The organism is Pseudomonas sp. CMR5c (genome assembly GCF_003850545.1).
Taxonomy (GTDB): domain Bacteria; phylum Pseudomonadota; class Gammaproteobacteria; order Pseudomonadales; family Pseudomonadaceae; genus Aquipseudomonas; species Aquipseudomonas piscis.
This window is the reverse complement of the sequence record NZ_CP027705.1, coordinates 2,142,473-2,168,070: the sequence shown is the minus strand read 5'-3', so window position 1 is coordinate 2,168,070 and position 25,598 is coordinate 2,142,473. Positions and strand designations below refer to the sequence as shown.

Below are 25,598 nucleotides of genomic sequence, written 5' to 3'. Positions count from 1 at the left end.
TCGGAGGAAAAGAAGACGTCCTTGTGGCGAGGCCTGGTAAGCAGCTTTACACTCAGACCACCGCCTCTACCATGGGTTCGCCATGTCGACATTAGATGAAGAAGATCGCCGCGAATACTACCGTATCGAGGACACGATCGCACTGGAAATTAGCCCCTTGTCCGCCCACGATGCGGCGAGCAAGGAAGTGTTGCAGGATGAGTCCGTGCTGTTCAATCTGCTCAGCGAATTGCACCTGAGCGAGTTCGAATCCCAGCACCTGCTACGCCAGGTCAGCGAGCGCGATCGCACCCTGGCCAGCTACCTCAAGGCCATGAACAAGCGCATCGACCTGCTCGGCCAGGTGGTGGCCCAGACCGTGCTGGGCAAGTTCGGCGAACCCCAGCGGGTGATCCTCTCCGAAGGCGGCATCGAGTTCAGCCATCACCAGTGCTATCCCACCGGCAGCCAGCTGGCGGTGAAGCTGCTGTTGATGCCCCAGGCCCTGGGCCTGCTGCTGCGGGCCAAGGTCACCCACTGCGAACCCCAGGGTTTCGGCACCTTCGAGATCGGCACCGAGTTCGAAGCCTTGACCGACTCCCAGCGCCAGCTGCTGGCCCGCTACATCCTGCAGAAACAGGCCCAGCAACGCCGCCAGGCCCGGGAACAGAACGACCCAGCCGCCGGCTGACCCCTGCCCGGCCCTCCCTGAAGAACAACCACACCCTTGAAGGAGCAATTGTGACCCTGATCTATGGCCATCGCGGCGCCAAGGGCGAAGCGCCGGAAAACACCCTGACCAGCTTCCAGGAATGCCTCAAGCACGGCGTACGCCGCTGCGAGCTCGACCTGCACCTGTCCATGGACGGGGAACTGATGGTGATCCACGACCCGACCCTCAAGCGCACCACCGATCGACGCGGCAAGGTGGTAGAGCACAGCGCTGCCGAGCTGGTGACCTACGACGCGCGCAAGGGCGGGCCGGGCTGGGTCAGCCCCTGCCCCATTCCACGCCTGGAAGAATTGTTCGAGAAATGCGACTTCGAGCACTGGCAGCTGGAGGTCAAGAGCGCCTCGCGCACCCGCGCCGCCACCACTGTGCTGGCGATTCGCGAAATGGCCCAGCGCTTCGGCCTGCTGGATAAGGTCACCGTGACCTCGAGTTCCCGCGAAGTCCTCAAGGCCGCGCTGGAGCTGACCCCGGACCTGTCCCGCGGACTGGTAGCCGAATACGCCTGGCTCGACCCGTTGAAAGTCGCCCAGAGCTATGGCTGCGAGATTCTTGCGTTGAACTGGACCCTGTGCACCCCGGAACGCCTGCAACGGGCGCAGCGCCAGGGCCTGCATGTGTCAGTGTGGACAGTCAACGAGCCAGCGCTGATGCGCAGGCTCGCCGACTTCGGCGTAGACAGCCTGATTACAGACTTTCCCGGTTTGGCCAGCGCCACCCTCGAGAATTACTGAAATCGGTCTCCCCGGCCGGCTCAGGCCACCGGCCGGAGCCGCTCAAAAAAGCCGGTTGAGGCCGTCGTACGCAGCTACCCGATAGGCTTCGGCCATGGTCGGGTAGTTGAAGGTGGTATTGACGAAGTACTTCAGGGTATTGAGCTCGCCCGGCTGGTTCATGATCGCCTGGCCGATGTGGACGATCTCCGATGCCTGGTAGCCGAAGCAGTGCACGCCCAGCACCTCCAGGGTCTCGCGGTGGAACAGGATCTTCAGCATGCCTTGCGGCTCACCGGCGATCTGCGCCCGGGCCATGCCCTTGAAGAACGCCTTGCCCACTTCGTAGGGCACCTTGGCCTGGGTCAGTTCCTGCTCGTTCTTGCCGATCGAGCTGATCTCGGGAATGGTGTAGATCCCGGTCGGCACGTCGTTGACGAAACGCCAGCTGCCATTGTCGACGATGCTGCCGGCAGCGGAGCGCCCCTGGTCGTGGGCGGCGCTGGCCAGGCTCGGCCAGCCGATCACGTCGCCGGCACCATAGATGTTCGGCACGCTGGTGCGGTAGTTCTCGTCCACCTCGATCTGGCCACGGCCGTTGACCTTGATCCCGATGTTCTCCATGCCCAGCTTGTCGGTGTTGCCGGTACGGCCGTTGCACCAGAGCAAGGCGTCGGCCTTGATCTTCTTGCCGGACTTGAGGTGCAGGATCACGCCGTTATCCACACCCTCGACCCGCTCGTACTCTTCGTTATGGCGCACGGTGATGTTGTTGTTGCTGAAGTGATAGCTCAGGGCCTGGGAAATCTCCGAGTCCAGGAAGCTGAGCAACTGGCCACGGTTGTCCACCAGTTCCACCAGCACCCCAAGGCCGCTGAAGATCGAGGCGTATTCGCAACCGATCACCCCGGCGCCATAGACGATGAGCTTGCGTGGGGTATGGCCGAGGCTGAGGATGGTGTCGCTATCGTAGATCCGCGGGTGGTTGAAATCGATGTCCGCCGGGCGATAGGGACGCGAGCCGGTGGCGATGATGATGTGCTTGGCCACCAGTTTTTCCACCACGCCATTGGCGCAGACCACTTCGACCGTCTGCTCGTCGGCGAAGCTGCCGGTACCGAAGAACACGTCGACCCGATTGCGCGCGTAGTAGCCGGTACGCGAGGCCACCTGCTTGGAGATGACCTTCTCCGCGCTCTTGAGCACGTCCGGGAAGGAGAACCAGCGCGGCTCGCCGATGGCCCGGAACATCGGGTTGGTGTTGAACTGCATGATCTGCCGGACCGAGTGACGCAAGGCCTTGGACGGGATGGTACCCAGGTGCGTGCAGTTACCGCCGACCTGGCGACGGCTGTCGACCATCGCCACCTTGCGTCCTGCTTTCGCGGCGTTCATCGCCGCACCTTCTCCTGCGGGGCCTGAACCCAGCACCACTACGTCGTAGTTGTAGACAGCCATGCGTACTCCTCAGAACAGGCCGCGATGCCCGCTTGGCATCGACGGCTAAATCATGCCGCGGCCAGCGACATGAAGGATCAATTTGGCTCGGTTACGAACCCGGGCACAGTCTATAGAAGCGTCAACGCCGCGCACATTAACCCTTGGTCGCGTCGTAAGCTACTTTTGCCTGCACTACGGCGCCCACAACCCCATGCAAGGTCAGTTGGCCTGCCCGGCGAACAATTGCTCGAACGCCGGATTGCCACGTGTGACGAAACCTGTATCGGCACGCAGCACAAAAAATGCGGCGATATCGTGTTTTTCTGCATAGTCCCAACCAGCCTCGGGACCGAGGATCAGCAACAACGTCGACAAGCCATCGGCCATCAGCGCCGAGCGGTGGACCACCGTTACCGCCGCCAGCTTGTGGGTAATGGGCCGGCCGAGCCGGGCATCGAAGGTGGGGGAATAACGCTGGCCATCCTGCTCGAAGTAATGACGGTAGTCGCCGGAGGTGGAAACGCCATAACCGTCCACCGCGATCACTCGCTCGGCCACTTGCCGATCATCCCGGGGCTCCTCCAGGGCAACGCGCCAGGGTGCGCCTCCAGGCTTGCGCCCTGCCGCCTTGAGCTCGCCCGTGGCCTCGGCGAGATAGCTGGAGATACCCAGCTCCCCGAGCCGCGCCGCGATGCGATCCACAGCGTAGCCAGCAGCGATACTGTTGAAATCCACCTCCACCGCCGCGTCCTTGCACAGTTGGGCGCCCTCGATGCGCAGCAACCCATGCCCCACACGCTGGCGCACCTGGGCCAGCGCTGCCACGTCCGGCACCTTCTCGACCCGCCCTTGCGGGCCGAATCCCCAGAGATCCAGCAGCGGCTCCACCGTCAGGTCGAAGGCACCGTCACTGTCCCGGGACAGTTGCTCGCCAAGCCGGACCAGTTGCAGTACCGGCCCGGGCATGGGCTGGCAACTGTGGGCGGGCAAGCCATTGAACCTTTCGATATCCGAATCGCTGCGATAGGTGGACATCTGCCGGTCCACTTCGGCCAGGATCGCCTCGACTTCGGCCTTGACCGCCGGGGCCGCAGGCCCGCCCTCCGGCTTGACGTACTGCACCGACCAGGTACTGCCCATGGTCGGACCGGAGACAGTTTCCAGCCGTTCCCCGGCGCCACACCCGGCCAGCGACGCCACCACCACGCACCACATCCACCCCCTGCAAGCTGCCAAGTCCACCTCTTCCGATCCGTGCCCTACCGGGCCTGCCCGCCAAACAACGGGCCATTATGCGACAGGCGCCAGGTTCCCGGCGCGCCCAGGCCGATAGCAAAGCCACGAACCAGAGGCTCGGGCCATGACCGAGAGTTTTAGTTGCCTGGCGCCGCCCACACACATATTGTTACAAAACTGTTCAGTGTGCAGCCTCGCGCCCCCACCTTTGCAGTGAGGACGACCAATGACCAGGGATTGCTAACAAGACAGCCAAAGTGAGTGCAAAACATGTCCACGACCACGGGCAAAGGCAAGGCGATCTTTCGCGTTGTCAGCGGCAACTTTCTCGAGATGTTCGACTTCATGGTCTATGGCTTCTACGCCACGGCGATCGCCAAGACCTTCTTCCCCGCCGACAGCGCCTTCGCGTCGCTGATGCTGTCCCTGGCGACCTTCGGCGCAGGCTTCCTGATGCGCCCCCTGGGGGCGATCTTCCTTGGCGCCTACATCGACCGTCATGGCCGCCGCCAAGGCCTGATCATCACCCTGGCGCTGATGGCCGCCGGCACCGTATTGATCGCCTGCGTCCCCGGCTACGCCACCCTCGGGGTGGCAGCACCGCTGCTGGTCCTGCTCGGCCGCCTGCTGCAGGGCTTCTCCGCCGGCGTGGAGCTGGGTGGCGTGTCGGTATACCTGGCCGAGATCTCCACTCCCGGCCGCAAGGGCTTCTTCGTCAGCTGGCAATCGGCGAGCCAACAGGCCGCGGTGGTGTTCGCCGGCTTGCTGGGCGTAGGCCTGAACCACTGGCTGAGCCCGGAGCAGATGGGCGACTGGGGCTGGCGCGTACCGTTCCTGGTGGGCTGCATGATCGTGCCGGCCATCTTCATGATTCGTCGTTCCCTGGAGGAAACCCCGGAATTCCAGGCACGCAAGCATCGTCCGACCCTGCAGGAAATCGTACGCTCCATCGGCCAGAACTTCGGCATCGTCATCGCCGGCATGGCCCTGGTGGTGATGACCACCGTGTCCTTCTACCTGATCACCGCCTACACCCCGACCTTCGGCAAAGCCGAATTGCACCTGTCCGACTTGGACTCGCTGCTGGTGACCGTGTGCATCGGCGCATCCAACTTCTTCTGGTTGCCGGTCATGGGTTCGCTGTCGGACAAGATCGGGCGCAAGCCACTGCTGCTGGGTGCCACCATCCTGGCGATTCTCACCGCTTATCCGGCGTTGTCCTGGCTGGTGGCCAACCCCAGCTTCAGCCACCTGTTGATCGTCGAGCTATGGCTGTCCTTCCTCTACGGCTCGTACAACGGTGCCATGGTGGTGGCCTTGACCGAAATCATGCCCGCCGAAGTCCGCACCACCGGTTTCTCCCTGGCCTATAGCCTGGCCACCGCGACCTTTGGCGGCTTCACTCCGGCAGCCTGCACCTACCTGATCCACGTGCTGGACAACAAGGCCGCTCCCGGGATCTGGCTCAGCGGCGCCGCCGTGCTGGGGCTGATCGCCACCCTAGTGCTGTTCCACGGCAACCGCCATGCCCTGCGGACCGCGCAGGCGGCCGTGACTGGCGGCGCTCAGTAAACCCATCGCGGGCAATCGCCACAAACAAAAACGCCCCGACAAGTCGGGGCGTTTTCACATCGATAGACGCTTAGCGTGGGAACGCTGGCGGGTTTACCCCAGCCATGTCTTCCATCACGCGCACTACCTGGCAGCTGTAACCGAATTCGTTGTCGTACCAGACGTACAGGACAACGCGGTTATCGTTGCAGATGGTGGCTTCAGCATCGACCACACCGGCGTGGCGCGAACCGACGAAGTCGGTGGACACCACTTCCTGGGAATTGACGAAGTCGATCTGCTTGTGCAGATCCGAGTGCATGGCGGTCTGGCGCAGGTACTCGTTGATCTCGTCGCGAGAGGTGGCCTTTTCCAGGTTCAGGTTGAGGATGGCCATCGACACGTTCGGCGTCGGCACACGGATCGCGTTGCCGGTCAGCTTGCCCTTGAGCACAGGCAGCGCCTTGGCGGCAGCGGTGGCGGCACCGGTCTCGGTGATCACCATGTTCAATGGCGCGGCGCGACCACGACGGCTGCCCTTGTGGAAGTTGTCGATCAGGTTCTGGTCGTTGGTGAACGAGTGAACGGTTTCGACGTGGCCATTGACGATGCCGTACTGGTCGTTCACGGCCTTGAGCACCGGCACGATGGCGTTGGTGGTGCAAGAAGCAGCGGAAACGATCTTGTCGTCAGGGGTGATTTCACCGTGGTTGATGCCGTGCACGATGTTCTTCAGCGCGCCCTTGCCAGGTGCGGTCAGGACCACGCGGGCAGCGCCCGGGCAGGCCAGGTGCTGGCCCAGGCCATCGGCATCGCGCCATACACCGGTGTTGTCGACGATCAGCGCATCGTGGATGCCGTACTGGGTGTAGTCGACTTCACTCGGGCTCTTGGCGTAGATCACCTGGATCAGGTTGCCGTTGGCGGTGATGGTGTTGTTTGCTTCATCGATGGTGATGGTGCCGTTGAACGAACCATGTACCGAGTCGCGACGCAGCAGGCTGGCGCGCTTGGTCAGGTCGTTCTCGGCGCCCTTGCGCACCACGATGGCGCGCAGGCGCAGGCCGTCGCCGCCACCGGTCTTCTCGATCAGGATACGCGCCAGCAGGCGACCGATACGACCGAAGCCGTACAGCACTACGTCAGTGCCCTTGCGCGCCGAGGCGCTTTGTTGGCCCACGACATCGGCCAGCTCTTCGCGAACGAACTGTTCGGCGGTGCGGCCATTGCCCTGGGTTTTGAATTTGACAGCCAACTTGCCCAGATCAACCGAGGCTGCGCCGAGCTTGAGCTCGCTCATGGCCTTCAGGAGAGGGAACGTTTCGTGGACGGACAATTCGCTGTCGTCGGACTGACGATGGCGAGCAAAGCGGTGAGCTTTGAGAATCGCGATGACAGACTGGTTGATCAGGCTGCGGCCATAGATCGAGCTCACCACATTGTTGTTGCGGTAGAGCTGACCGATAAGCGGAATCATCGCTTCTGCGAGTGCTTCACGGTCGATCCATTCACCAAGACACTGGTCGGGCTTCTGAGTCACGGGAACCTTCCACATGTAGGGGCAGAAAAAAGGGGCTACATTATGCCGCCCAGAGCCTCCTCTAGCAATGCGCGCCTGTCGTGCGGAACGTAACAAAAGCCCTTGCAAAAAAATTGACGCCGCGCTGCAGCCCAGTAAACACGCGGCTTCCAGCGACGCCAATTTTTACCCGCGCCAGGCCTTCTGTCCGTAACCCTCCGTAACACCGCACGAAATCGGCACTACATCTTGCCGTCAAAAGCCGATTATTTTGTCATTGCCACTACATTTTCCCTAACTGGCCCAATCGACACATCAGCCACTGACAGTGGCGACCCCGGCCCGTTACAATTACCGACTTTGTCGCAACGCCTGGAGCTTGACCGTCCGTGCCTGTCCTGCGTCTACCGCTACTCCCCGCCGCCACCGGGAAACAGCACTGGGGCAATCTGCCCGGTGCCGCCCTGAGCCTGGCCATCGCCGAAGCCGCCAGCGCCGCCAAGCGCTTCACCCTCCTGCTGACCGCCGACAGCCAAAGCGCTGACCGGCTGGAACAGGAGCTGAGCTTCTTCGCCCCGGATCTGCCGGTCCTGCATTTCCCTGACTGGGAAACCTTGCCCTACGACCTGTTCTCGCCGCACCAGGACATCATTTCCCAGCGCATCGCCAGCCTCTATCGGCTGCCGGAACTGGAGCACGGCGTGCTGGTGGTGCCGATCACCACCGCCCTGCACCGCCTGGCGCCAACCCAGTTTCTGCTGGGCAGCAGCCTGGTGCTGGACGTGGGCCAGAAGCTCGACGTGGAGCTGATGCGCACCCGCCTGGAAGCCAGCGGCTATCGCTATGTCGACACGGTTTACGAGCACGGTGAGTTCACCGTGCGTGGCGCGCTGATCGACCTGTTCCCCATGGGCAGCAAGCTGCCCTACCGCATCGACTTGTTCGATGACGAGATCGAGACCCTGCGCACCTTCGACCCGGAAAACCAGCGCTCCATCGACAAGGTCGACTCGGTGCGCCTGCTGCCGGCCAAGGAATTCCCCCTGCAGAAAGAAGCCGTGACCCGCTTCAAGGCACGCTTTCGCGAACGCTTCGACGTGGACTTCCGCCGCTGCCCGATCTTCCAGGACCTGACCAGCGGGATCACCCCCGCCGGCATCGAGTATTACCTGCCGCTGTTCTTCGAAGAAACCTCGACCCTGTTCGACTACCTGCCCCAGGACACCCAGGTGTTCTCCCTGCCGGGCATCGAGCAAGCCGCGGAAAACTTCTGGAACGACGTGCGCAACCGCTACGAAGAACGCCGGATCGACCCCTCGCGGCCCTTGCTGCCACCAGCCGAGCTGTTCCTGCCGGTGGAAGACTGCTTCGCCCGGCTGAAGAACTGGCCACGAGTGGTAGCCAGCCAGCAAGACATCGAGACCGGCGTCGGCCGCGAGCGCTTCCCGGCGCGCGAGCTGCCAGATCTTGCCATCGAGGCCAAGGCCAACCAGCCGCTGGCGGCCCTTTCCAGGTTCCTCGACGAATTCCCCGGGCGGATACTCTTCACCGCCGAATCCGCCGGGCGCCGGGAGGTGTTGCTGGAGCTGCTGGAGCGCCTCAAGCTGCGCCCCAGGACCGTCGACAACTGGCCGGACTTCGTCGCCAGCAAGGAGCGCCTGGCGATCACCATCGCCCCCCTGGATGAAGGCCTGGCCCTGGACGAGCCGGCTTTGGCGCTGGTCGCCGAAAGCCCGCTGTTCGGCCAGCGCGTGATGCAGCGTCGGCGCCGGGAGAAACGCGCCGACGCCAGCAACGACGCGGTCATCAAGAACCTCACCGAGCTGCGTGAAGGCGCGCCAGTGGTGCACATCGACCATGGCGTGGGCCGCTACCTGGGCCTGGCGACCCTGGAGATCGACAACCAGGCCGCCGAATTCCTCACCCTGGAGTACGCCGAGGGCGCCAAGCTCTACGTGCCGGTGGCCAACCTGCACCTGATCGCCCGCTACACCGGCAGCGACGATGCCCTCGCCCCCCTGCACCGCCTGGGCTCCGAGGCTTGGCAAAAGGCCAAGCGCAAGGCCGCCGAACAGGTGCGCGACGTGGCCGCCGAGCTGCTGGATATCTATGCCCGCCGGGCGGCCCGGGAAGGTTATGCCTTCGCCGACCCCAAGGCCGACTACGCCACCTTCAGTGCCGGCTTCCCCTTCGAGGAGACTCCGGACCAGCAGAGCACCATCGAAGCGGTGCGCGAGGACATGCTCTCGCCCAAGCCGATGGACCGCCTGGTCTGCGGCGACGTGGGCTTCGGCAAGACCGAAGTGGCCATGCGCGCCGCGTTCATCGCCGTGCATGGCGGCAAGCAGGTGGCGATCCTGGTCCCCACCACCCTGCTCGCCCAGCAGCACTACAACAGCTTCCGCGATCGCTTCGCCGACTGGCCGGTGACCGTCGAGGTCATGAGCCGCTTCAAGTCGGCCAAGGAAGTCAGCGCCGCCGTGGCGGACCTGGCCGAGGGCAAGATCGACATCGTCATCGGCACTCACAAGCTCTTGCAGGACGATGTGAAGATCAAGAACCTGGGCCTGGTGATCATCGACGAGGAACACCGCTTCGGCGTGCGCCAGAAGGAGCAGCTCAAGGCCCTGCGCAGCGAAGTGGACATCCTGACCCTGACCGCCACCCCGATCCCGCGGACGCTGAACATGGCGGTCTCGGGCATGCGCGACCTGTCGATCATCGCCACGCCACCGGCCCGGCGCCTGTCGGTGCGAACCTTCGTCATGGAGCAGAACAAGAGCACGGTCAAGGAGGCCCTGCTGCGTGAACTGCTGCGTGGCGGCCAGGTGTACTACCTGCACAACGATGTGAAGAGCATCGAGAAATGCGCCGCCGACCTCGCCGAACTGGTGCCCGAAGCGCGGATCGGCATCGGCCACGGGCAGATGCGCGAGAGCGAGCTGGAACAGGTGATGAGCGACTTCTATCACAAGCGCTTCAACGTACTGATCGCCTCGACCATCATCGAGACCGGCATCGACGTACCCAGCGCCAACACCATCATCATCGAGCGCGCCGACAAGTTCGGCCTGGCCCAGCTGCACCAGTTGCGCGGTCGCGTCGGTCGCAGCCACCACCAGGCCTACGCCTACCTGCTGACCCCGCCACGCCAGCAGATCACCACGGATGCAGAAAAGCGCCTGGAAGCCATCGCCAACACCCAGGACCTGGGCGCCGGTTTCGTGCTGGCCACCAACGACCTGGAAATCCGCGGTGCCGGCGAGCTGCTGGGCGATGGCCAGAGCGGCCAGATCCAGGCCGTCGGCTTCACCCTGTACATGGAGATGCTGGAGCGGGCGGTGAAGGCCATTCGCAAGGGCGAGCAGCCGAACCTCGACCAGCCCCTGGGCGGCGGCCCGGAAATCAACCTGCGCTTGCCGGCGCTGATTCCCGAGGATTACTTGCCGGACGTCCATGCCCGGCTGATTCTCTACAAGCGCATCGCCTCGGCCACCGACGAAGATGGCCTGAAGGACATGCAGGTGGAGATGATCGACCGCTTCGGCCTGCTGCCCGAGCCGACCAAGAACCTGATCCGCCTGACCCAGCTCAAGCTCCAGGCCGAGCAACTGGGGATCAAGAAGATCGACGGTGGCCCCCAGGGCGGGCGCATCGAGTTCGCCGCGGACACGCCGGTGGACCCGTTGGCGCTGATCAAGCTGATCCAGGGCCAGCCCAAGCGCTACAAGTTCGAAGGCGCGACCCTGTTCAAGTTCATGGTGCCGATGGAACGCCCGGAAGAGCGCTTTAATACATTGGAGGCCCTGCTTGAGAGCCTCACCCCGAAAACAGCTTGAAGGACGCCCCATGCGCCTGTTCCGCTCCTTGCCCCTGCTCCTGGCCCTGGTCGTCGCGCCAATGGCCCTGGCCGATGACCTGTACCAGGTGGAAATGATCCTGGTACGCCAGAATGCCGAACCCCAGATCATCAGCCGCGCCGCGCCGGAGGACTGGGCCGCCGGCGCCCAGCGCCTGGGGCCGGACAGCCAGCGCACCCCGGCCCTGGGCGGGATCGTCGAGAAGCTCGGAGCCAGCGGCAACTACAGCGTGCTGCTGCACCGAGCCTGGCAACAAAACCTGGGGGAAACCCCGGTCAAGGTCGCCATCAGCGACGGGCCCGAGCAGTTCGGCCAGTTCCCCATCGAGGGCACCCTGGGCCTGACCCTCGGGCGCTTCACCGACGTCAATGCCGACTTCTGGGTCAACCAGATCGACAGCAACGGCCTGGTGACCCGCAGTGAGCGCCTGAAGCAGCAGAGCCACACCAAGAATGGCCAGCTCAACTACCTGGATAACGGCCACCTGGCGCTGCTGATCAAGATCACCTCGCTGACCGCACCGGCACCGCGCCCTGCCCCAACTGAAATTCCGGACTGATCGAAGTCCCTATGACCCCGCCCCTGACCAAACCCCTGGCCCCGTCCTGGGTCAACCGCTTCAAGGAACAAGCCTTGGAGCGCGGCCGGCGTTATGCCCTGGAAAAACGCGTGCGTATCGTCAGCGCCGGAGACAGCGCTATCACCGCCAGCTGCGAAGGCTCCGGCGGCAATGTCTACCGCCAGACCATCACCCTGCGCGAGTCGAGCAAGGGCAACCTGCTGCTGATCGACGGCCACTGCACGTGCCCGGTACACAGCAACTGCAAGCACATCGCCGCCGTCCTCCTGCAAGTGGAGGAAACCCTGGCCTACCCGGCGGCGGCCAAAGACGCCGAGCTCCTGGAGAAACTCTCCGCCGTGCTCGACAGCCGCCGCCCACCGGCTCCCCCCCAGCAACTGCTGGACGACGTGCGACCGGTGCCCCGACTATGGCTGGCGAGCATCGAGTTCAGTGCCTTCGAGCCGCGCAACGGCAAGATGCAGCGCTACATCCAGCACCGCGCCGCACTGTCCTTCAACTACCTGGGCGAATATGCCAGCGGCCAGAAGCACGCCGACCTGATCATCCACCAGGAACAACAGACCCTGCGCATCAAGCGCCAACCGGAGCTGGAACAGGCCTACCGCGAGCAGTTGCGCGCCCTGGGCTTCAAAATCGCCACCCGGCAAAGCAAGGCGCTTGCGGAAAGCGCCGGTGAGCTGTACGAGATGGTCAACGACAGCGCCTGGCTGACCTTCACCCTCAACGAGTTGCCCAAGCTGCGCGAACAACAGTGGGAGCTGCAGATCGACGAGGGCTTCGGCTTCGACCTGACGGCGGTGGACGACTGGTACGCCAGCGTCGATGAAGCCCCGGGGCGGGACTGGTTCGACCTTGAGCTGGGGATCATCGTCAACGGCGAACGCCTGAGCCTGCTGCCGATCCTGCTCAACCTGATGCGCTCGCACACCGAGATCCTCAACCCGGAGCGCCTGGCCAAGCGCCGCGACGACGAGCTGATCCTGGTGAACATCCCCAACCGCCCCAACTCCCTGCACGGCCCGCTGCAGGTGGCGCTGCCCTATGGCCGCTTGAAACCGGTACTGGCGACCCTGGGCGAGTTCTACTTGCAGGAAAACAGCGATCTGGCCCTGCGCCTGAGCAACGCCGACGCCATCCGCCTCAACCCGCTCGAGGAACTGCCGCTGCTTTGGGAGGGTGGCGAACACATTCGCAGCTTCGCCCAGCGCTTGCGGGACATCCGCGACTATTCAGCGTCAGTCCCCGAGGGGCTCAACGCGACCCTGCGCCCCTATCAACTCGAAGGCCTGAGCTGGATGCAGTCGCTGCGCCAACTGGAAGTGGGCGGCATCCTGGCCGACGACATGGGCCTAGGCAAGACCTTGCAGACCCTGGCTCACATCCTCAGCGAAAAAAACGCCGGGCGCCTGGACCGCCCGTGCATGGTGGTGATGCCTACCAGCCTGATCCCCAACTGGCTGGACGAGGCCGCGCATTTCACGCCGCAGCTCAAGGTCCTGGCGCTGTACGGCGCCGGGCGCAAGAAGCATTTTCCGCAGTTGGCCGACTACGACCTGTTGCTGACCACCTACGCCCTGCTCCCCAAGGACATCGAGCAGTTGGCCGCGCAGCCGCTGCACGTGCTGATCCTGGATGAAGCCCAGTACATCAAGAACCCATCGAGCAAGGCCGCCCAGGCCACCCGCCAGCTCAATGCCCGGCAGCGCCTGTGCCTGTCCGGCACGCCTTTGGAGAACCACCTGGGCGAGCTCTGGTCACTGTTCCACTTCCTGCTGCCTGGCTGGCTGGGGGACGCCAAGAGCTTCAATCGCGACTACCGGGTGCCTATCGAGAAGCAAGCCAGCGAGGCGCGCCTGCAGCACCTCAACGGCCGGATCAAGCCGTTCCTCTTGCGCCGCACCAAGGAACAAGTGGCCACCGAACTGCCGCCCAAGACCGAGATCATCCACTGGGTCGAGCTCAACGAAGCGCAACGCGACGTCTACGAAACCATGCGCCTGGCTATGGACAAGAAGGTTCGCGACGAGATCACCCGCAAGGGCGTGGCGCGCAGCCAGATCATCATCCTCGAGGCGCTGCTCAAGCTGCGCCAGGTGTGCTGCGACCTGCGCCTGGTCAATGACTCGCCGCCAGCCCGCGGCAGTTCGTCCGGCAAACTCGACAGCCTGATGACCATGCTCGAGGAACTGTTCGATGAGGGCCGTCGCATCCTGCTGTTCTCGCAGTTCACCTCGATGCTGGGCCTGATCGAGATCGAGCTCAAGCGACGCAACATCACCTACGGCCTGCTCACCGGCCAGACCCGGGACCGACGCACCCCAGTGCGGGATTTCCAGAGCGGCAAGCTGCAGATCTTCCTCATCAGCCTCAAGGCCGGCGGGGTCGGCCTGAACCTGACCGAGGCCGACACGGTGATCCACTACGACCCCTGGTGGAACCCGGCCACCGAAACCCAGGCTACCGATCGGGCCTATCGCATCGGCCAGGAAAAACCGGTGTTCGTCTACAAGCTGATCGCCCGGGGTACCGTAGAAGAGAAAATCCAGCACCTGCAGCAGGAAAAGTCCGGATTGGCGGCAGGCGTACTGGATGGACGCCAGGCTGGCGACTGGAAACTGCAGGGCGAGGACATCGAGGCATTGTTCGCCCCACTGCCGGATAACAAGACAGGCCGCTGAGGCGGCCTGTCGAGAGGGCGAGGTCAGTCGATCAACTGCGCCTCGCGCAGCGCGGCCAGTGCGATCAACCAACGAGGGTCCTGCTTGTACTCCAGGTCGGCGAAGGCTTGGCCACGCATCCGCGCGATCCGTGGCGACGGGCTGACCTTGAGGCGCTGGGCAGCGCTCAGGGCCAGCTCGGCGGCAGCACGGTCGTTGCACACCAGGCCCATGTCGCACCCGGCGCTCAGGGCCGCCTCGATCCGGCTCGCGGCGTCGCCCACCACATGGGCTCCAGCCATGGACAGGTCATCACTGAAGATCACCCCGTCGAACTGCAACTCGCCACGCAGGATGTCCTGCAGCCAGCGCCGCGAGAAGCCGGCCGGCTGGCCGTCGACCTGCGGATAGATCACATGGGCCGGCATGACCGCCGCCAACTGCTTGCTCAGGCGGGCGAATGGCAGCAGGTCCTTGGCACGGATCTCTTCCAGGCTGCGCTCGTCATTGGGGATTGCCACGTGGGAGTCCGCCTCGGCCCAGCCATGGCCGGGGAAGTGCTTGCCGGTGGCCGCCATGCCGGCGCTGTTCATGCCCCGGATGAAGGCTCCGGCCAGCAGCGCGGCGCGCTCAGGATCGCCTTCGAAGGCCCGGGTGCCCACCACAGCGCTACGCTGGTAATCGAGATCCAGCACCGGCGCGAAACTCAGATCCAGGCCAACCGCCAGGACTTCGGTGGCCATGACCCAGCCGCACTGCTCGGCCAGGTACTCGGCATTCGGGTTGTCGGCCAGGGCACGCATCGCCGGCAGGCGGACGAAGCCCTGGCGCAAGCGCTGCACCCGGCCACCTTCCTGGTCCACCGCCAGCAGGAGGTCGGGACGGATCGCCCGGATCGCCGCGCACAGCTCGCGCACCTGGCGTGGATGCTCGATATTGCGGGCAAAGATGATCAATCCACCCACCTCAGGCTGACGCAGGAGGTGGCGATCTTCGGCCGTCAGCCAGGTACCGGCGACGTCCACCATCAAGGAGCCTTGCAGGCCAGCGGTCATAGAGTTTCCTTAAACACGAATGCGCGCACCATCGACGCCGGCAGCCGCGAAACACGGGCGCCCACGGCGATCGATGTCGCGAAGGGGAAGGTACGGAAGTGGAAAACGAGAATCGGCATGGGCGGCTAGCTTAGCGGATGTAAGCTGTCGCGCCCAGCCGGAGGGTCAGGCTTTGGCGGCCGCCGGGGCCGGCTTGCTGCGCGGCCTGAGCTGGGCACTGGCCATGGCTTCGTCGGTGACGCCGGTTTCGGCACGCATGCCGGCAGCCAGGAACGGCACCATCAGGCGCATCACTTGCTCGATGGAAGTGTTGACCCCGAAGTCGGTCTCGGCGATGGCCCGCAGGGCCTTGATCCCGGACATGCTGAACGCCGCCGCGCCCAGCATGAAGTGCACTCGCCAGAACAACTCGATCGGTGGAATACGTGGCGCCGCTTCATTGACCAACAACATGTAGCGACGGAACACCTTGCCGTACATGTCTTCCAGGTAACGCCGCAGGTGGCCCTGGCTCTGGCTGAAGGCCAAGCCCAGCAAGCGCATGAAGATCGACAGGTCGTTGCCACTGCGCGGCTGTACCACCAAGGCTTGTTCCACCAGGATTTCCAGCAGCTCTTCCAGGCTCGGCTTGCTGTCGGGCTTGGACTGGCGCCGCTCCAGCTCACGATCGAGGCTGATGCAGAACGGCCCGAGGAAGCGCGAGAACACCGCCTGGATCAGGGCCTTCTTGGAACCGAAATGGTAATTCACCGCCGCCAGGTTGACCCCGGCCTTGCTGGTGATCAGGCGCAACGAGGTTTCGGCAAAACCTTTTTCCGCGAACAACTGCTCGGCAGCATCGAGAATGCGTTCAACGGTTTCCGACTGGGCCATGGCTACTCCGCCTGACAAACACTTGTTTGAAACATACGTTTCAGGCTCTGCAATGTCAAGCCTGCCTGCCCTTCCGGAGGCCTTCCGGCGCGCTATTTAATCATACCTGCCGGCCCCTGTAGCCTGCCCGGGCCGGCAGATTCCGACACCAGGACGACAACCGTCGGGCCGGACATGGCAAAAGGAGGATTGCCAAGCCATGTCCACTGTATATAATCCCAGCAACTGTATAAAAAGACAGAGCGATCGACATGCTAAAACTGACGCCACGCCAAGCTGAGATTCTGGCTTTTATCAAACGTTGCCTCGAAGACAACGGCTACCCGCCGACCCGCGCCGAAATCGCGCAGGAACTGGGCTTCAAATCCCCCAATGCCGCCGAGGAACACCTCAAGGCCCTGGCACGCAAGGGCGCCATCGAGATGACCCCGGGCGCCTCCCGCGGCATCCGTATTCCGGGCTTCGAAGCCAAGAGCGACGACACCCTGCCGATCATCGGCCGGGTCGCCGCTGGTGCACCGATCCTCGCCCAGCAGCACATCGAAGAGTCCTGCAACATCAACCCGGCTTTCTTCCATCCGCGCGCCGACTACCTGCTACGAGTCAACGGCATGAGCATGAAGGACATCGGCATCTTCGACGGCGACCTGCTGGCCGTGCACACCACCCGCGAAGCCCGCAACGGCCAGGTGGTCGTGGCACGCATCGGCGACGAAGTCACGGTCAAGCGCTTCAAGCGCGAAGGCAGCAAGGTCTGGCTGATCGCCGAGAACCCCGAATTCGCCCCCATCGAAGTCAACCTGAAAGATCAGGAACTGGTGATCGAAGGCTTGAGTGTCGGCGTCATTCGCCGCTGAAGGAGGCTCCATGCAGTTCCCCCATATCCCCCAGCAAGCACAGCTTCCGCTATTCGAAGCATTCCTGGCCCAACCCCTGGCGCCGGCTCTCAAGGAAGCAGCCGAATCGCCCTGGAACAACGCACCAGAAGCTTTCAGCGAACTGTCATTACGTGGCGCCGCCGGGAACTGCCTGAACCTGTTGGCCCCCATTCTCAGGGAACTGAGCCAGGACCAGGATGCCCGCTGGCTCACCCTGATCGCCCCGCCCTCCAGCGTGACCCAGGCCTGGCTGCGGGATGCCGGCCTGAATCGCGAACGCATCCTTCTACTGCACCCCCGCGGCAACCAGAGCCCGCAACAATTGGCATGCGAAGCCCTGCGCCTGGGCCGTAGCCATACAGTGGTCAGTTGGCTTAATCCACTGAGCGGCAGCGCCAGGCAACAACTGGTCGGTGCTGCACGCACCGGCGAGGCGCAAAGCCTGAATATCCGCCTGGGATAAACAACGGAAAATAGCTGGGAACACGCTTGAATGATTCAAGGCTTCTCCAGGACGGAGAAGCCCAAACAACGCGACGAGTGGCCTGAAGAAACCGATGGACGGGCCTTAATGAAGAACCCGCGGCCCCTCTTCCTTCTCGATTTCGCCCTCGACCAAGCGACCGGCCATTTGTACGCCGACGCTCAGCATGGCCTTGGCCACTTCCACATGCTGGCCTTGCAGAAAGGCCTTGGCATCCTCGGAGAAATCCAAAGTCACCAGAGAACCCTCGTCTTCAGCCCTGCGCAGCTCGATACGGCCGTCTGGCAACTCGACAATTTCTAGAAAGGACGTTGGCATATAGATCTGTTCTCCACGAAAGGCGAGGGATTATACCAGCCATCGCCCAAACCTCGCGCGGGAATCGCTTGCGTCCGGCTGGCCGCCCCTCGAAGGACCAGATACCAGCCAATAGCGCAAGAACCTCCCAGCCTCTTCAAAAATTTGGCTTGTATTCAAAACCCGACGCGGCCTGACTGTCCGAGAAAGGTGTGATCAGAGACTTGTTCAAACTCAACCGATTGATCAGCGAACCGGGAAATAACTGAATGCTGTTATTGAAATGCTCTACGTTCAGGTTGAACAGGGTAATGGCGGCACCAATATTGCTCTCTTGCTCGGCAACCTCACGCATCAGATTACTCAATAGCTCTACTGACTTGAGATCGGGATAAGCCTCAAAGGCGAGGCTCAAGCCCCCAACAAGGCTTTGGCGCTCTGACTCACCGACTTCAATGCGTCGCCATCGGCTGCCGATGGCAAACCGGCAATAGCAGTACGCAATTCGACTATCCGCTCCAGCAACTGGCTTTCGTATGCCTGGAAACCAGCCACTTGCGGCTCCAGCATATCCAGGACCTTGGTCCGCTGCCGCTCGTATACCAATACATCCGACCAAGCTCGCTGCGCCTTGTTGTGAGCACCGACTATCTTGTTGTAATGCGTATAGGCAATAACACACAAGACAATCGCAGCGACCAATAGCAACTCCATAAACCTACTGCTCCATTTCTTCAGTGACTTTCAACGGGCGATCAAAATTATCGTCTTGTAACTCCGCCAATTCATGCACCAAGGCCAGTACCGGGAACAGGTTCGGCAACGCCAATCCCCGCTCGATGTTGTCATAGAAGCCTTGCAGGTCCTCGAACGTGCCCGGGTCGTCATAAGCCATGACCTCGGCATCATCGAAACTCAGGCACAAACGCCCTCGACTGGAAAACTCCAGGTTCACATTCTTCAATCGCCGATGAAGCCCCAGAAGAAAAACCAGCGTGGCGGGCTTCGCGAATTTCGCGCAGACCAACTCACTCTCACCATTGAGTATGAAAGCGCGGTTGAAGTCAGCGAAAGTCGTCTCGAAAGCCTCTAGCCTGGCTTTCTTCTGATCTAGCGCGTTACTGAGCACCACAACGTCTTTGATCCAAGGAAAATCGATTACCAGGCTGTATCGATCGAAGTTCTCGTAAACCCTTTCACTTTCGTTATTGGGCTGGTTCTTGATATGCGAATTCACATAGCGAAGGTGGTGGAAAACAAACGACAACTGATGGCGTGGGCCCTGATAGAGCCCCTTGGCCGAGGCCTCTATACGACGGCTGTCATTACCACGGTCATAATCAGCGAACTCTTCACTCAACTGGTTGAAACGCTCATCCGCAGAAGCACTCGGGTCCTGCAGGCCATTGCTGAGAAACGAACACTTGCGGGCAATTTTCTTCGGCAGCTCATCAACGGCCGCCTTCCGGCTCATCCAGATGTACAGGCTGGCGAATACCAGGCATGCCGTGGCAAACCACATCAGCAGCACGCCTGCCAGGGCGGGAATCGCCGCCATGATGGCGAGCAGCAACAACACCCAGGGCTGGGCATGATCGAAATGCAGCCCTCCCTTGAAGGACTTGAGCCTGTCGATAATCACCAATAAATCCGCGTTGGATCGAGCCCGCGCCACTGCCGAATCGCAATCGCCCAGCAAGCGCACCAACTCGGCATCGTGCTTTAGCAACTGCATCATTCCTCCCTGACCAGATCACCAGGACTCTTCTGCCGGACATCGTCCTGCACGGACTGATCGGCCGAACCATCTTGCAGCAGCGCCAACTGGTGCACCCATTCCAGTACCGGAAACAGCCCAGGCAGTTCAACCCCCTCCTCAATCCGCTGGCGAAACACGGCAAGATCGCTCAAAGCCCCGAGATCGGCATGGGCCATGATCTCATCGCCAAAGCTCAGGCAGAGCCGCCCCTGACTGGAAAACTCCAGGTTGACCTGATCCAGGCGACGCGCAAGCTCCAGCAAAAAAGCCAGGGTCGCGGCCGTGGCGAATCGCTCGCAACCGGCCTGATCATTGCCTCGCAGTACGAAGGTCTCATCGAAAGCGCTGCAACCGGTCTTGAACGGCTGCAACGTCTGTGGGGCCGGCAAAGGGCTGGAACGAACCGCGATATCCATCACCCAAGGGAACTCCACCACCAGGCTATAGCGATTGAAGGTATCGAAGACCTTCCTGTAGCTGCCACCCGGCCCACGCTGGTTGCTGGAGGTAACGTACTGCAGGTGGTGGTATTCGAACGCCAGCCGGTGGCAACCTCCCCGATAGACGCCCTGGACCGAGTCGACGATGTGACGCCGCTCATTGCCTCGCTGATATTCGATGAATTCACTATTGAGCTTCTTCAGGCGCCAGTCGGCGGTACTGTCGAATTCGCTCAACTCATTGCAGAACAGTGCACATTTGCGAGCAATGCTGGCGGCCAGGTCCGTCGACGATCCAGAAAGCCCTTTACCGATGTAGTAGCTGGAAAAGACCAGGGCTAGACCCAGCCAGAACATCCCGCCCATGCCATCCATCAACCACATCGTGGCGAAGGCGGCAAAGGCCAGCACCAGAAGGACTATCGACTGCACATGATCGAACTCCAGCCCACCGGGAAACACCTCGAGCCTGTCGAGCACCTCCAGCAAATCCGCGTTGGAGCGGGCACGGGCGACCCGCACCTGAGAGTCATTCAGCAGGCGAACCAATGCCTGGTCACGCAAGAAGAACAGCATGAATCTTCCTTGATCAAATAGTCGTACGGCGGATCAGCCGGCGTCCGGGCTCAACACTCGTTCAAGCCGTCCCGAAAACGAATAGCCAAGGCCTTGAGATTCTGCCGCCAGCTTTCCAGCTCCTCACGCCCCAGCTCTGGCGGCGCCTCTTCATCCAGGCTGACCGCCACGATCAACGGCTGGGTGACATCGCCCTTGGGCTTGTGGGGCGCCCTTGGCGGCTGGAGCAAAGCCCCATAGGCGGCCAGCAACTGCGCCAGCCAGCTTTGCGGGCTCTGCGCCAGCTCGACCAACTCCGCCAGCTCGGGAATAGCGATGTTTTCCAGCACCTCACGGTTGAGGATCTGCTCCACGCGGGAAGCACCTGCCTGGGGCAATCGGTAGAACCCGGCAATCTCGTGGCACAACCCGAGCAGCGCCCCGTACAGGTGAAACAACACCGATTCGCGACCAGCCTGGACCAGGGCCTGGGCATTCATCGCCCGCCCCTCTTGCGCCCGCGCCAAAGCCTCCAGGGCCAAACCGGCGAAATAGATTTTCTGATTGGTACGGGTATAGAGCTCATGGGCCATGTAGGCAGCCTCCACCATAAGAACAGAGCCGGATGCGGGTATCACAGTTTCAGGGATCGCTCCCACCAGCCGCAAGCCAAAAGAAAGACCGCATGTTCCAAGGGAACATGCGGCCTTGTCAGTCACCGCGCGGAGGTCGCCCACCAGCGCTCACGGGACTTCAGCGCTTGTCCTCGACCTTCCAGCTGCCGCCGTCGTAGAAGGCGCGCCAACCAGTAGGCTTGCCATCGACTTCGGTCTGCACGTACTGCTCTTTGGTCTTGCGGCTGTAGCGCACAACCGCTGGACGACCTTCCGGGTCCTTTTGCGGCGCTTCGCAGAGGAAGTGATACTTCGGATCGATCTCGTCCTTGTGCGGGATCAGCTCGAGCACCAGTGGCGCGCGGGTCTCGCGGTTCTTCGGGAACTGGCTGGCGGCCAGGAACAACCCCGACGCACCGTCACGCAGGATATAGGTGTCGTTGACCTTCTCGCACTTGAGCTCGGGCATCTTCACCGGATCCATCTTCGGCGGCGCCGCATCGCCGCTCTTCAGCAGCTTGCGGGTGTTCTTGCAGGTCGGGTTGGTGCAACCGAAGAACTTGCCGAAACGGCCGGTCTTGAGCTGCATCTCGCTACCGCACTTGTCGCACTCCAGGCTCGGGCCTTCATAGCCCTTGATCCGGTAGTTGCCCTCTTCGATCTCATAGCCGGCGCAATCCGGATTGTTGCCGCAGATATGCAGCTTGCGCTTTTCATCCAGCAGGTAAGCGTCCATCGCCGTACTGCAGATCGGGCAGCGATGCTTGCCGCGCAGCACCAGGGATTCGGACTCACCCTCGTCGTCCGCCGCGATCTCGTCGCCCGGAACCAGGTTGACCGTGGCCTTGCAGCGCTCCTTGGGTGGCAGGCTGTAACCCGAGCAGCCCAGGAACACGCCTGTGGAGGCCGTACGGATCTGCATCGGCCGACCGCAGGTCTGGCACGGGATATCGGTCATGACCGGCTGGTTGGCGCGCATACCGCTTTCTGCGCCCTCCGCGACCTCTAGCTTGTTCTTGAAGTCGCCATAGAACTCGTCGAGGACGTTCTTCCAGTCACGCTCGCCCTGGGCTACATCGTCGAGGTTCTCTTCCATGCCGGCAGTGAAGCCGTAGTCCATGAGGTTGGAGAAGCTCTCGGAGAGGCGCTCGGTGACGATATCGCCCATCTTTTCCGAATAGAAGCGGCGGTTGTGCAGGGTCACGTAGCCGCGATCCTGGATGGTGGAGATGATCGCCGCATAGGTCGAAGGACGACCGATGCCACGCTTTTCCATCTCCTTCACCAGGCTGGCCTCGGAGTAGCGCGCCGGCGGCTTGGTGAAGTGCTGGCTCGGATCCAGCTTGATCAGCTTCAGGACTTCGCCCTGGGCCATGTCGGGCAGCACATCGTCATCGCCCGGCTTGCTCACCTGGGGCATGACCCGGGTGTAACCGTCGAACTTGAGAATACGGCCCTTGGCGCGCAGCTCGAAGTCGCCGGCGGCAACGCTGACGGTAGTGGACAAGTATTGTGCTGGAGGCATCTGGCAGGCCACGAACTGGCGCCAGATCAGCTCATACAGGCGCTCGGCATCACGCTCCATGCCCGACAGCTTGCTCGGATGGGTGTGCACATCGGACGGACGAATCGCTTCGTGCGCCTCCTGGGCCCCTTCCTTGCTGCTGTAGACATTGGGCGAGGCTGGCAGGTACTTGTCACCGAATTCGCTCTCGATATAGCTACGAGCCATCGCCACGGCGTCGGCCGAGAGGTTGGTGGAGTCGGTACGCATGTAGGTGATGTAGCCCGCTTCGTACAAGCGCTGGGCCATCATCATGGTCTTCTTCACCCCGAAGCCCAGGCGGTTGCTCGCCGCCTGCTGCAGGGTGGAAGTGATGAACGGCGCCGAAGGCTTGCTGCTGGTGGGCTTGTCTTCACGCTTGGCGACGCTGTAGGACGACGCCTTGAGCTTCTCCAGGGCCGCCATGGCCTGGGCTTCGTTGAGCGGCTTGAAGGCCTCGCCGTTCTCGCGAGCCACTTCGAAACGCACCTTGGCGTTCTTCGCGGTACCGAGGTCGGCATGCACCTCCCAGTATTCTTCGGGGATGAACGCGCGGATTTCGCGCTCACGCTCCACTACCAACTTGACCGCCACCGACTGCACGCGACCGGCGGACAGGCCACGGGCGATCTTGGCCCACAGCAGCGGCGACACCATGTAGCCCACTACGCGGTCGAGGAAGCGCCGGGCCTGCTGGGCATTGACCCGATGGATATCCAGCTCGCCCGGCTGGGAGAAGGCGTCCTGGATCGCCTTCTTGGTGATTTCGTTGAACACCACGCGCTTGTAGCGCTCGTCGTCACCACCGATGGCCTCGCGCAGGTGCCAGGCAATGGCTTCCCCTTCGCGGTCCAAGTCCGTCGCGAGATAGATGGTGTCGGCATCCTTGGCAAGGCGGCGCAGCTCTTCGATGACCTTTTCCTTGCCAGGAAGGATTTCGTACTTGGCTTTCCAGCCGTGCTCGGGATCGACGCCCATGCGCGCCACCAGCTGCTTGCGCGCCTTTTCCTTCGGCGACAGGGCCGGAGCCTCGCCTGCGGCCTTGCCACGCTTGGCGGCTGGCTCCTTGGCGGCACTTGCCGAACCGCTGGTGGGCAGGTCTCGGATATGGCCGATACTCGACTTCACCACGTATTGGTTACCCAAGTACTTGTTGATGGTCTTGGCCTTAGCCGGGGATTCCACAATGACCAGCGATTTGCCCATGGATCGGAAAATTCCTGAATTCGAGAAGTTGAGGCGGATGGCGCCTGACGCGGCACCGCTATATATAGTGGCAACAAGGTGAGGTCAAGCGCAGGGTACCGCGCGACCTGCGCTCAAGCCGGTGAAAAAAGACTGGGTTCGGCCTGCACCAAAGCAAAGCGTGGGACCTGCTCGCCGTCAACTTCGACTGACTCCAGGAACATGCTCAAGGGACGCACCCAGAAGCCGTAATCGCCATACAGGGCTTGGTAGAACACCACTTCTTCTTCCGTTTCCGAATGCCGCGCCACGCTGAAGACGCGGTACTGCGGCCCTTTGTAATGCTGGTAGAGCCCGGGTTGTAACTGCATGCTCTGGCCCTCGTGCAAAAAAAATTAAAAATCTTCAGAAAAACAAAAACCGGGGCACAGGGCCCCGGCTTCCATCAACCCAACGCTTAAACGCGTTCGAAGACGGTCGAGATACCCTGGCCAAGGCCGATGCACATGGTGGAGACACCGAAGGTGCCGCCATTCTGCTTCATGACATTGAGCAGAGTCCCGGAGATACGCGCGCCGGAACAACCGAACGGGTGACCCAGGGCGATTGCGCCGCCGTGCAGGTTAACCTTCTCGTCCATCTTGTCGAGTACTTTCAGATCTTTCAGCACTGGCAGGGCCTGTGCGGCGAAAGCTTCGTTGAGCTCGAAGAAGTCGATGTCGGCGATTCCCAGGCCCGCACGCTTCAGGGCTTTCTGCGTGGCCGGTACTGGACCATAGCCCATGATCGCCGGATCCACACCTGCTACCGCCATCGAGCGGATCACCGCCATCGGCTGGATGCCCAAGTCCTGGGCACGCTGGGCGGACATCACGATCATGCACGAAGCGCCGTCGGTGATCTGCGACGAAGTACCGGCAGTCACGGTGCCGCCCTTGGGGTTGAACGCCGGCTTCAGGGCCGCCAGGCTCTCCAGAGTGGTATCCGGACGAATGGTTTCGTCGTAGTCGAACAGCTTCAGGAAGCCATTCTCGTCGTAACCCTGCATCGGGATGATCTCGTCCTTGAACTTGCCCTCCAGGGTCGCCTTGTGGGCGAGCTGGTGGGAGCGCAGGCCGAAGGCATCCTGCTGTTCGCGGGTGATGCCGTGCATCTTGCCCAGCATCTCGGCGGTCAGGCCCATCATGCCCGAGGCTTTCGCCGCGTACAGGGACAGGTGCGGGTTCGGATCCACGCCGTGCATCATGCTCACGTGGCCCATGTGCTCCACACCACCAACGACGAACACGTCGCCGTTGCCGGTCATGATCGCTTGCGCCGCGGTGTGCAGGGCGCTCATGGACGAACCGCACAGGCGGCTGACGGTCTGGCCGGCCGAGGTGTGGGGGATCTGGGTCATCAGCGATGCCATGCGGGCGATGTTCCAGCCCTGCTCCAGGGTCTGGTTGACGCAGCCCCAGATCACATCTTCGACTTCCGCCGGGTCGACCTTGGCGTTGCGCTCCAGCAGCTTGCTGATCAGGTGTGCCGACATGTCTTCGGCACGGGTATTGCGGTGCATGCCGCCCTTGGAGCGGCCCATCGGAGTACGACCGAAGTCGACAATCACGACGTCTCTAGGATTCAAGCTCATATGTTCACTCTCGC

20 protein-coding genes and 1 pseudogene are annotated in these 25,598 nt (G+C 62.4%); 8 read left to right on the top strand and 13 right to left on the bottom strand.

What is annotated here, in order from left to right; translation table 11 throughout:
• The first annotated feature begins 82 nt into the window (after positions 1-82).
• Positions 83-670: a PilZ domain-containing protein gene (locus C4K40_RS10130; protein WP_031321328.1), complete on the top strand. Its 588-nt coding sequence runs from the start codon at positions 83-85 to the stop codon at positions 668-670.
• A 50-nt stretch (positions 671-720) separates the two neighbouring features.
• The gene (locus C4K40_RS10125) at positions 721-1,443 is read left to right on the top strand and encodes a glycerophosphodiester phosphodiesterase family protein (RefSeq protein WP_022643361.1); all 723 of its coding nucleotides are present in this window, start codon (positions 721-723) and stop codon (positions 1,441-1,443) included.
• A gap of 42 nt (positions 1,444-1,485) precedes the next feature.
• Here the strand turns inward: C4K40_RS10125 and sthA are convergent, their stop codons facing one another.
• Positions 1,486-2,880, bottom strand: coding sequence for a Si-specific NAD(P)(+) transhydrogenase (gene sthA, locus C4K40_RS10120; protein ID WP_031321327.1), 1,395 nt, complete (start codon positions 2,878-2,880; stop codon positions 1,486-1,488).
• Between the two features lie 201 nt (positions 2,881-3,081).
• On the bottom strand, positions 3,082-4,077 hold the full coding sequence (locus tag C4K40_RS10115) for an FAD:protein FMN transferase (protein WP_053138644.1): 996 nt from the start codon (positions 4,075-4,077) through the stop codon (positions 3,082-3,084).
• Between the two features lie 291 nt (positions 4,078-4,368).
• Here C4K40_RS10115 and C4K40_RS10110 point away from each other — a divergent pair, with 291 nt between their 5' ends.
• Complete coding sequence (locus tag C4K40_RS10110; RefSeq protein WP_053138641.1) at positions 4,369-5,670, top strand: MFS transporter; 1,302 nt, start codon at positions 4,369-4,371, stop codon at positions 5,668-5,670.
• A gap of 70 nt (positions 5,671-5,740) precedes the next feature.
• Here C4K40_RS10110 and C4K40_RS10105 read toward each other — a convergent pair whose 3' ends face one another.
• Positions 5,741-7,204, bottom strand: a complete 1,464-nt coding sequence (locus tag C4K40_RS10105) for a glyceraldehyde-3-phosphate dehydrogenase (protein WP_053138637.1) — start codon at positions 7,202-7,204, stop codon at positions 5,741-5,743.
• 353 nt (positions 7,205-7,557) lie between these two features.
• On the opposite strand from C4K40_RS10105, the gene mfd reads away from it, so the two are divergent.
• Genes mfd through C4K40_RS10090 form a run of 3 tightly spaced genes read left to right on the top strand, consistent with a single transcriptional unit; the run spans position 7,558 to position 14,289 of the window.
• Complete coding sequence (mfd, locus tag C4K40_RS10100) at positions 7,558-11,007, top strand: transcription-repair coupling factor (protein WP_053138633.1); 3,450 nt, start codon at positions 7,558-7,560, stop codon at positions 11,005-11,007.
• A 10-nt stretch (positions 11,008-11,017) separates the two neighbouring features.
• On the top strand, positions 11,018-11,587 hold the full coding sequence (locus tag C4K40_RS10095) for a CsiV family protein (protein ID WP_022643356.1): 570 nt from the start codon (positions 11,018-11,020) through the stop codon (positions 11,585-11,587).
• Between the two features lie 11 nt (positions 11,588-11,598).
• Positions 11,599-14,289, top strand: coding sequence for a DEAD/DEAH box helicase (locus C4K40_RS10090; protein ID WP_053138630.1), 2,691 nt, complete (start codon positions 11,599-11,601; stop codon positions 14,287-14,289).
• Positions 14,290-14,312: 23 nt separating this feature from the next.
• Here C4K40_RS10090 and nagZ read toward each other — a convergent pair whose 3' ends face one another.
• Positions 14,313-15,311: a beta-N-acetylhexosaminidase gene (nagZ, locus tag C4K40_RS10085; RefSeq protein ID WP_172681696.1), complete on the bottom strand. Its 999-nt coding sequence runs from the start codon at positions 15,309-15,311 to the stop codon at positions 14,313-14,315.
• A 177-nt stretch (positions 15,312-15,488) separates the two neighbouring features.
• On the bottom strand, positions 15,489-16,196 hold the full coding sequence (locus tag C4K40_RS10080) for a TetR/AcrR family transcriptional regulator (RefSeq protein ID WP_022643354.1): 708 nt from the start codon (positions 16,194-16,196) through the stop codon (positions 15,489-15,491).
• 251 nt (positions 16,197-16,447) lie between these two features.
• On the opposite strand from C4K40_RS10080, the gene lexA reads away from it, so the two are divergent.
• Entirely contained in the window at positions 16,448-17,053 is a 606-nt protein-coding gene (gene lexA, locus C4K40_RS10075; protein ID WP_031321324.1) for a transcriptional repressor LexA, read from the top strand.
• Between the two features lie 10 nt (positions 17,054-17,063).
• A complete protein-coding gene (gene sulA / locus C4K40_RS10070) occupies positions 17,064-17,537 on the top strand; it encodes an SOS-induced cell division inhibitor SulA (RefSeq protein ID WP_053138626.1) in 474 nt (157 codons plus the stop codon).
• Between the two features lie 105 nt (positions 17,538-17,642).
• On the opposite strand, the gene C4K40_RS10065 is transcribed toward sulA, so the two are convergent.
• The 8 genes and pseudogenes from C4K40_RS10065 to fadA all read right to left on the bottom strand — a co-directional run bounded on the left by C4K40_RS10065 (position 17,643) and on the right by fadA (position 25,584).
• Positions 17,643-17,876: a hypothetical protein gene (locus C4K40_RS10065; protein WP_083457029.1), complete on the bottom strand. Its 234-nt coding sequence runs from the start codon at positions 17,874-17,876 to the stop codon at positions 17,643-17,645.
• Between the two features lie 136 nt (positions 17,877-18,012).
• Positions 18,013-18,569, bottom strand: a pseudogene (locus C4K40_RS10060) (LemA family protein).
• Positions 18,570-18,573: 4 nt separating this feature from the next.
• A complete protein-coding gene (locus tag C4K40_RS10055; RefSeq protein ID WP_053138623.1) occupies positions 18,574-19,590 on the bottom strand; it encodes a hypothetical protein in 1,017 nt (338 codons plus the stop codon).
• Positions 19,590-20,618, bottom strand: coding sequence for a hypothetical protein (locus C4K40_RS10050; protein WP_256224318.1), 1,029 nt, complete (start codon positions 20,616-20,618; stop codon positions 19,590-19,592). Before C4K40_RS10050 ends, C4K40_RS10055 begins: the two co-directional genes overlap by 1 nt.
• 62 nt (positions 20,619-20,680) lie before the next feature.
• Positions 20,681-21,202 carry a DUF6586 family protein gene (locus tag C4K40_RS10045; RefSeq protein ID WP_053138660.1) on the bottom strand — a complete coding sequence of 174 codons (522 nt, stop codon included), beginning with the start codon at positions 21,200-21,202 and terminating at the stop codon, positions 20,681-20,683.
• A 160-nt stretch (positions 21,203-21,362) separates the two neighbouring features.
• Positions 21,363-23,972 (bottom strand): type I DNA topoisomerase, encoded by a 2,610-nt coding sequence (gene topA / locus C4K40_RS10040; RefSeq protein WP_053138616.1) that lies wholly within the window; start codon positions 23,970-23,972, stop codon positions 21,363-21,365.
• A gap of 113 nt (positions 23,973-24,085) precedes the next feature.
• Positions 24,086-24,322 (bottom strand): DUF1653 domain-containing protein, encoded by a 237-nt coding sequence (locus tag C4K40_RS10035; RefSeq protein ID WP_019093731.1) that lies wholly within the window; start codon positions 24,320-24,322, stop codon positions 24,086-24,088.
• A gap of 86 nt (positions 24,323-24,408) precedes the next feature.
• On the bottom strand, positions 24,409-25,584 hold the full coding sequence (gene fadA, locus C4K40_RS10030; protein ID WP_031321318.1) for an acetyl-CoA C-acyltransferase FadA: 1,176 nt from the start codon (positions 25,582-25,584) through the stop codon (positions 24,409-24,411).
• Positions 25,585-25,598: the final 14 nt, after the last annotated feature.

Bases quoted from the DNA above. Each gene is read 5' to 3' on its own strand.
- C4K40_RS10130 (WP_031321328.1), top strand. From the start codon at position 83: ATGTCGACATTAGATGAAGAAGATCGCCGCGAATACTACCGTATCGAG.
- sthA (WP_031321327.1), bottom strand. From the start codon at position 2,880: ATGGCTGTCTACAACTACGACGTAGTGGTGCTGGGTTCAGGCCCCGCA.
- C4K40_RS10115 (WP_053138644.1), bottom strand. From the start codon at position 4,077: ATGTGGTGCGTGGTGGTGGCGTCGCTGGCCGGGTGTGGCGCCGGGGAA.
- C4K40_RS10110 (WP_053138641.1), top strand. From the start codon at position 4,369: ATGTCCACGACCACGGGCAAAGGCAAGGCGATCTTTCGCGTTGTCAGC.
- C4K40_RS10105 (WP_053138637.1), bottom strand. From the start codon at position 7,204: ATGTGGAAGGTTCCCGTGACTCAGAAGCCCGACCAGTGTCTTGGTGAA.
- C4K40_RS10095 (WP_022643356.1), top strand. From the start codon at position 11,018: ATGCGCCTGTTCCGCTCCTTGCCCCTGCTCCTGGCCCTGGTCGTCGCG.
- C4K40_RS10090 (WP_053138630.1), top strand. From the start codon at position 11,599: ATGACCCCGCCCCTGACCAAACCCCTGGCCCCGTCCTGGGTCAACCGC.
- C4K40_RS10080 (WP_022643354.1), bottom strand. From the start codon at position 16,196: ATGGCCCAGTCGGAAACCGTTGAACGCATTCTCGATGCTGCCGAGCAG.
- lexA (WP_031321324.1), top strand. From the start codon at position 16,448: ATGCTAAAACTGACGCCACGCCAAGCTGAGATTCTGGCTTTTATCAAA.
- sulA (WP_053138626.1), top strand. From the start codon at position 17,064: ATGCAGTTCCCCCATATCCCCCAGCAAGCACAGCTTCCGCTATTCGAA.
- C4K40_RS10065 (WP_083457029.1), bottom strand. From the start codon at position 17,876: ATGCCAACGTCCTTTCTAGAAATTGTCGAGTTGCCAGACGGCCGTATC.
- C4K40_RS10055 (WP_053138623.1), bottom strand. From the start codon at position 19,590: ATGCAGTTGCTAAAGCACGATGCCGAGTTGGTGCGCTTGCTGGGCGAT.
- C4K40_RS10045 (WP_053138660.1), bottom strand. From the start codon at position 21,202: ATGGCCCATGAGCTCTATACCCGTACCAATCAGAAAATCTATTTCGCC.
- topA (WP_053138616.1), bottom strand. From the start codon at position 23,972: ATGGGCAAATCGCTGGTCATTGTGGAATCCCCGGCTAAGGCCAAGACC.
- C4K40_RS10035 (WP_019093731.1), bottom strand. From the start codon at position 24,322: ATGCAGTTACAACCCGGGCTCTACCAGCATTACAAAGGGCCGCAGTAC.
- fadA (WP_031321318.1), bottom strand. From the start codon at position 25,584: ATGAGCTTGAATCCTAGAGACGTCGTGATTGTCGACTTCGGTCGTACT.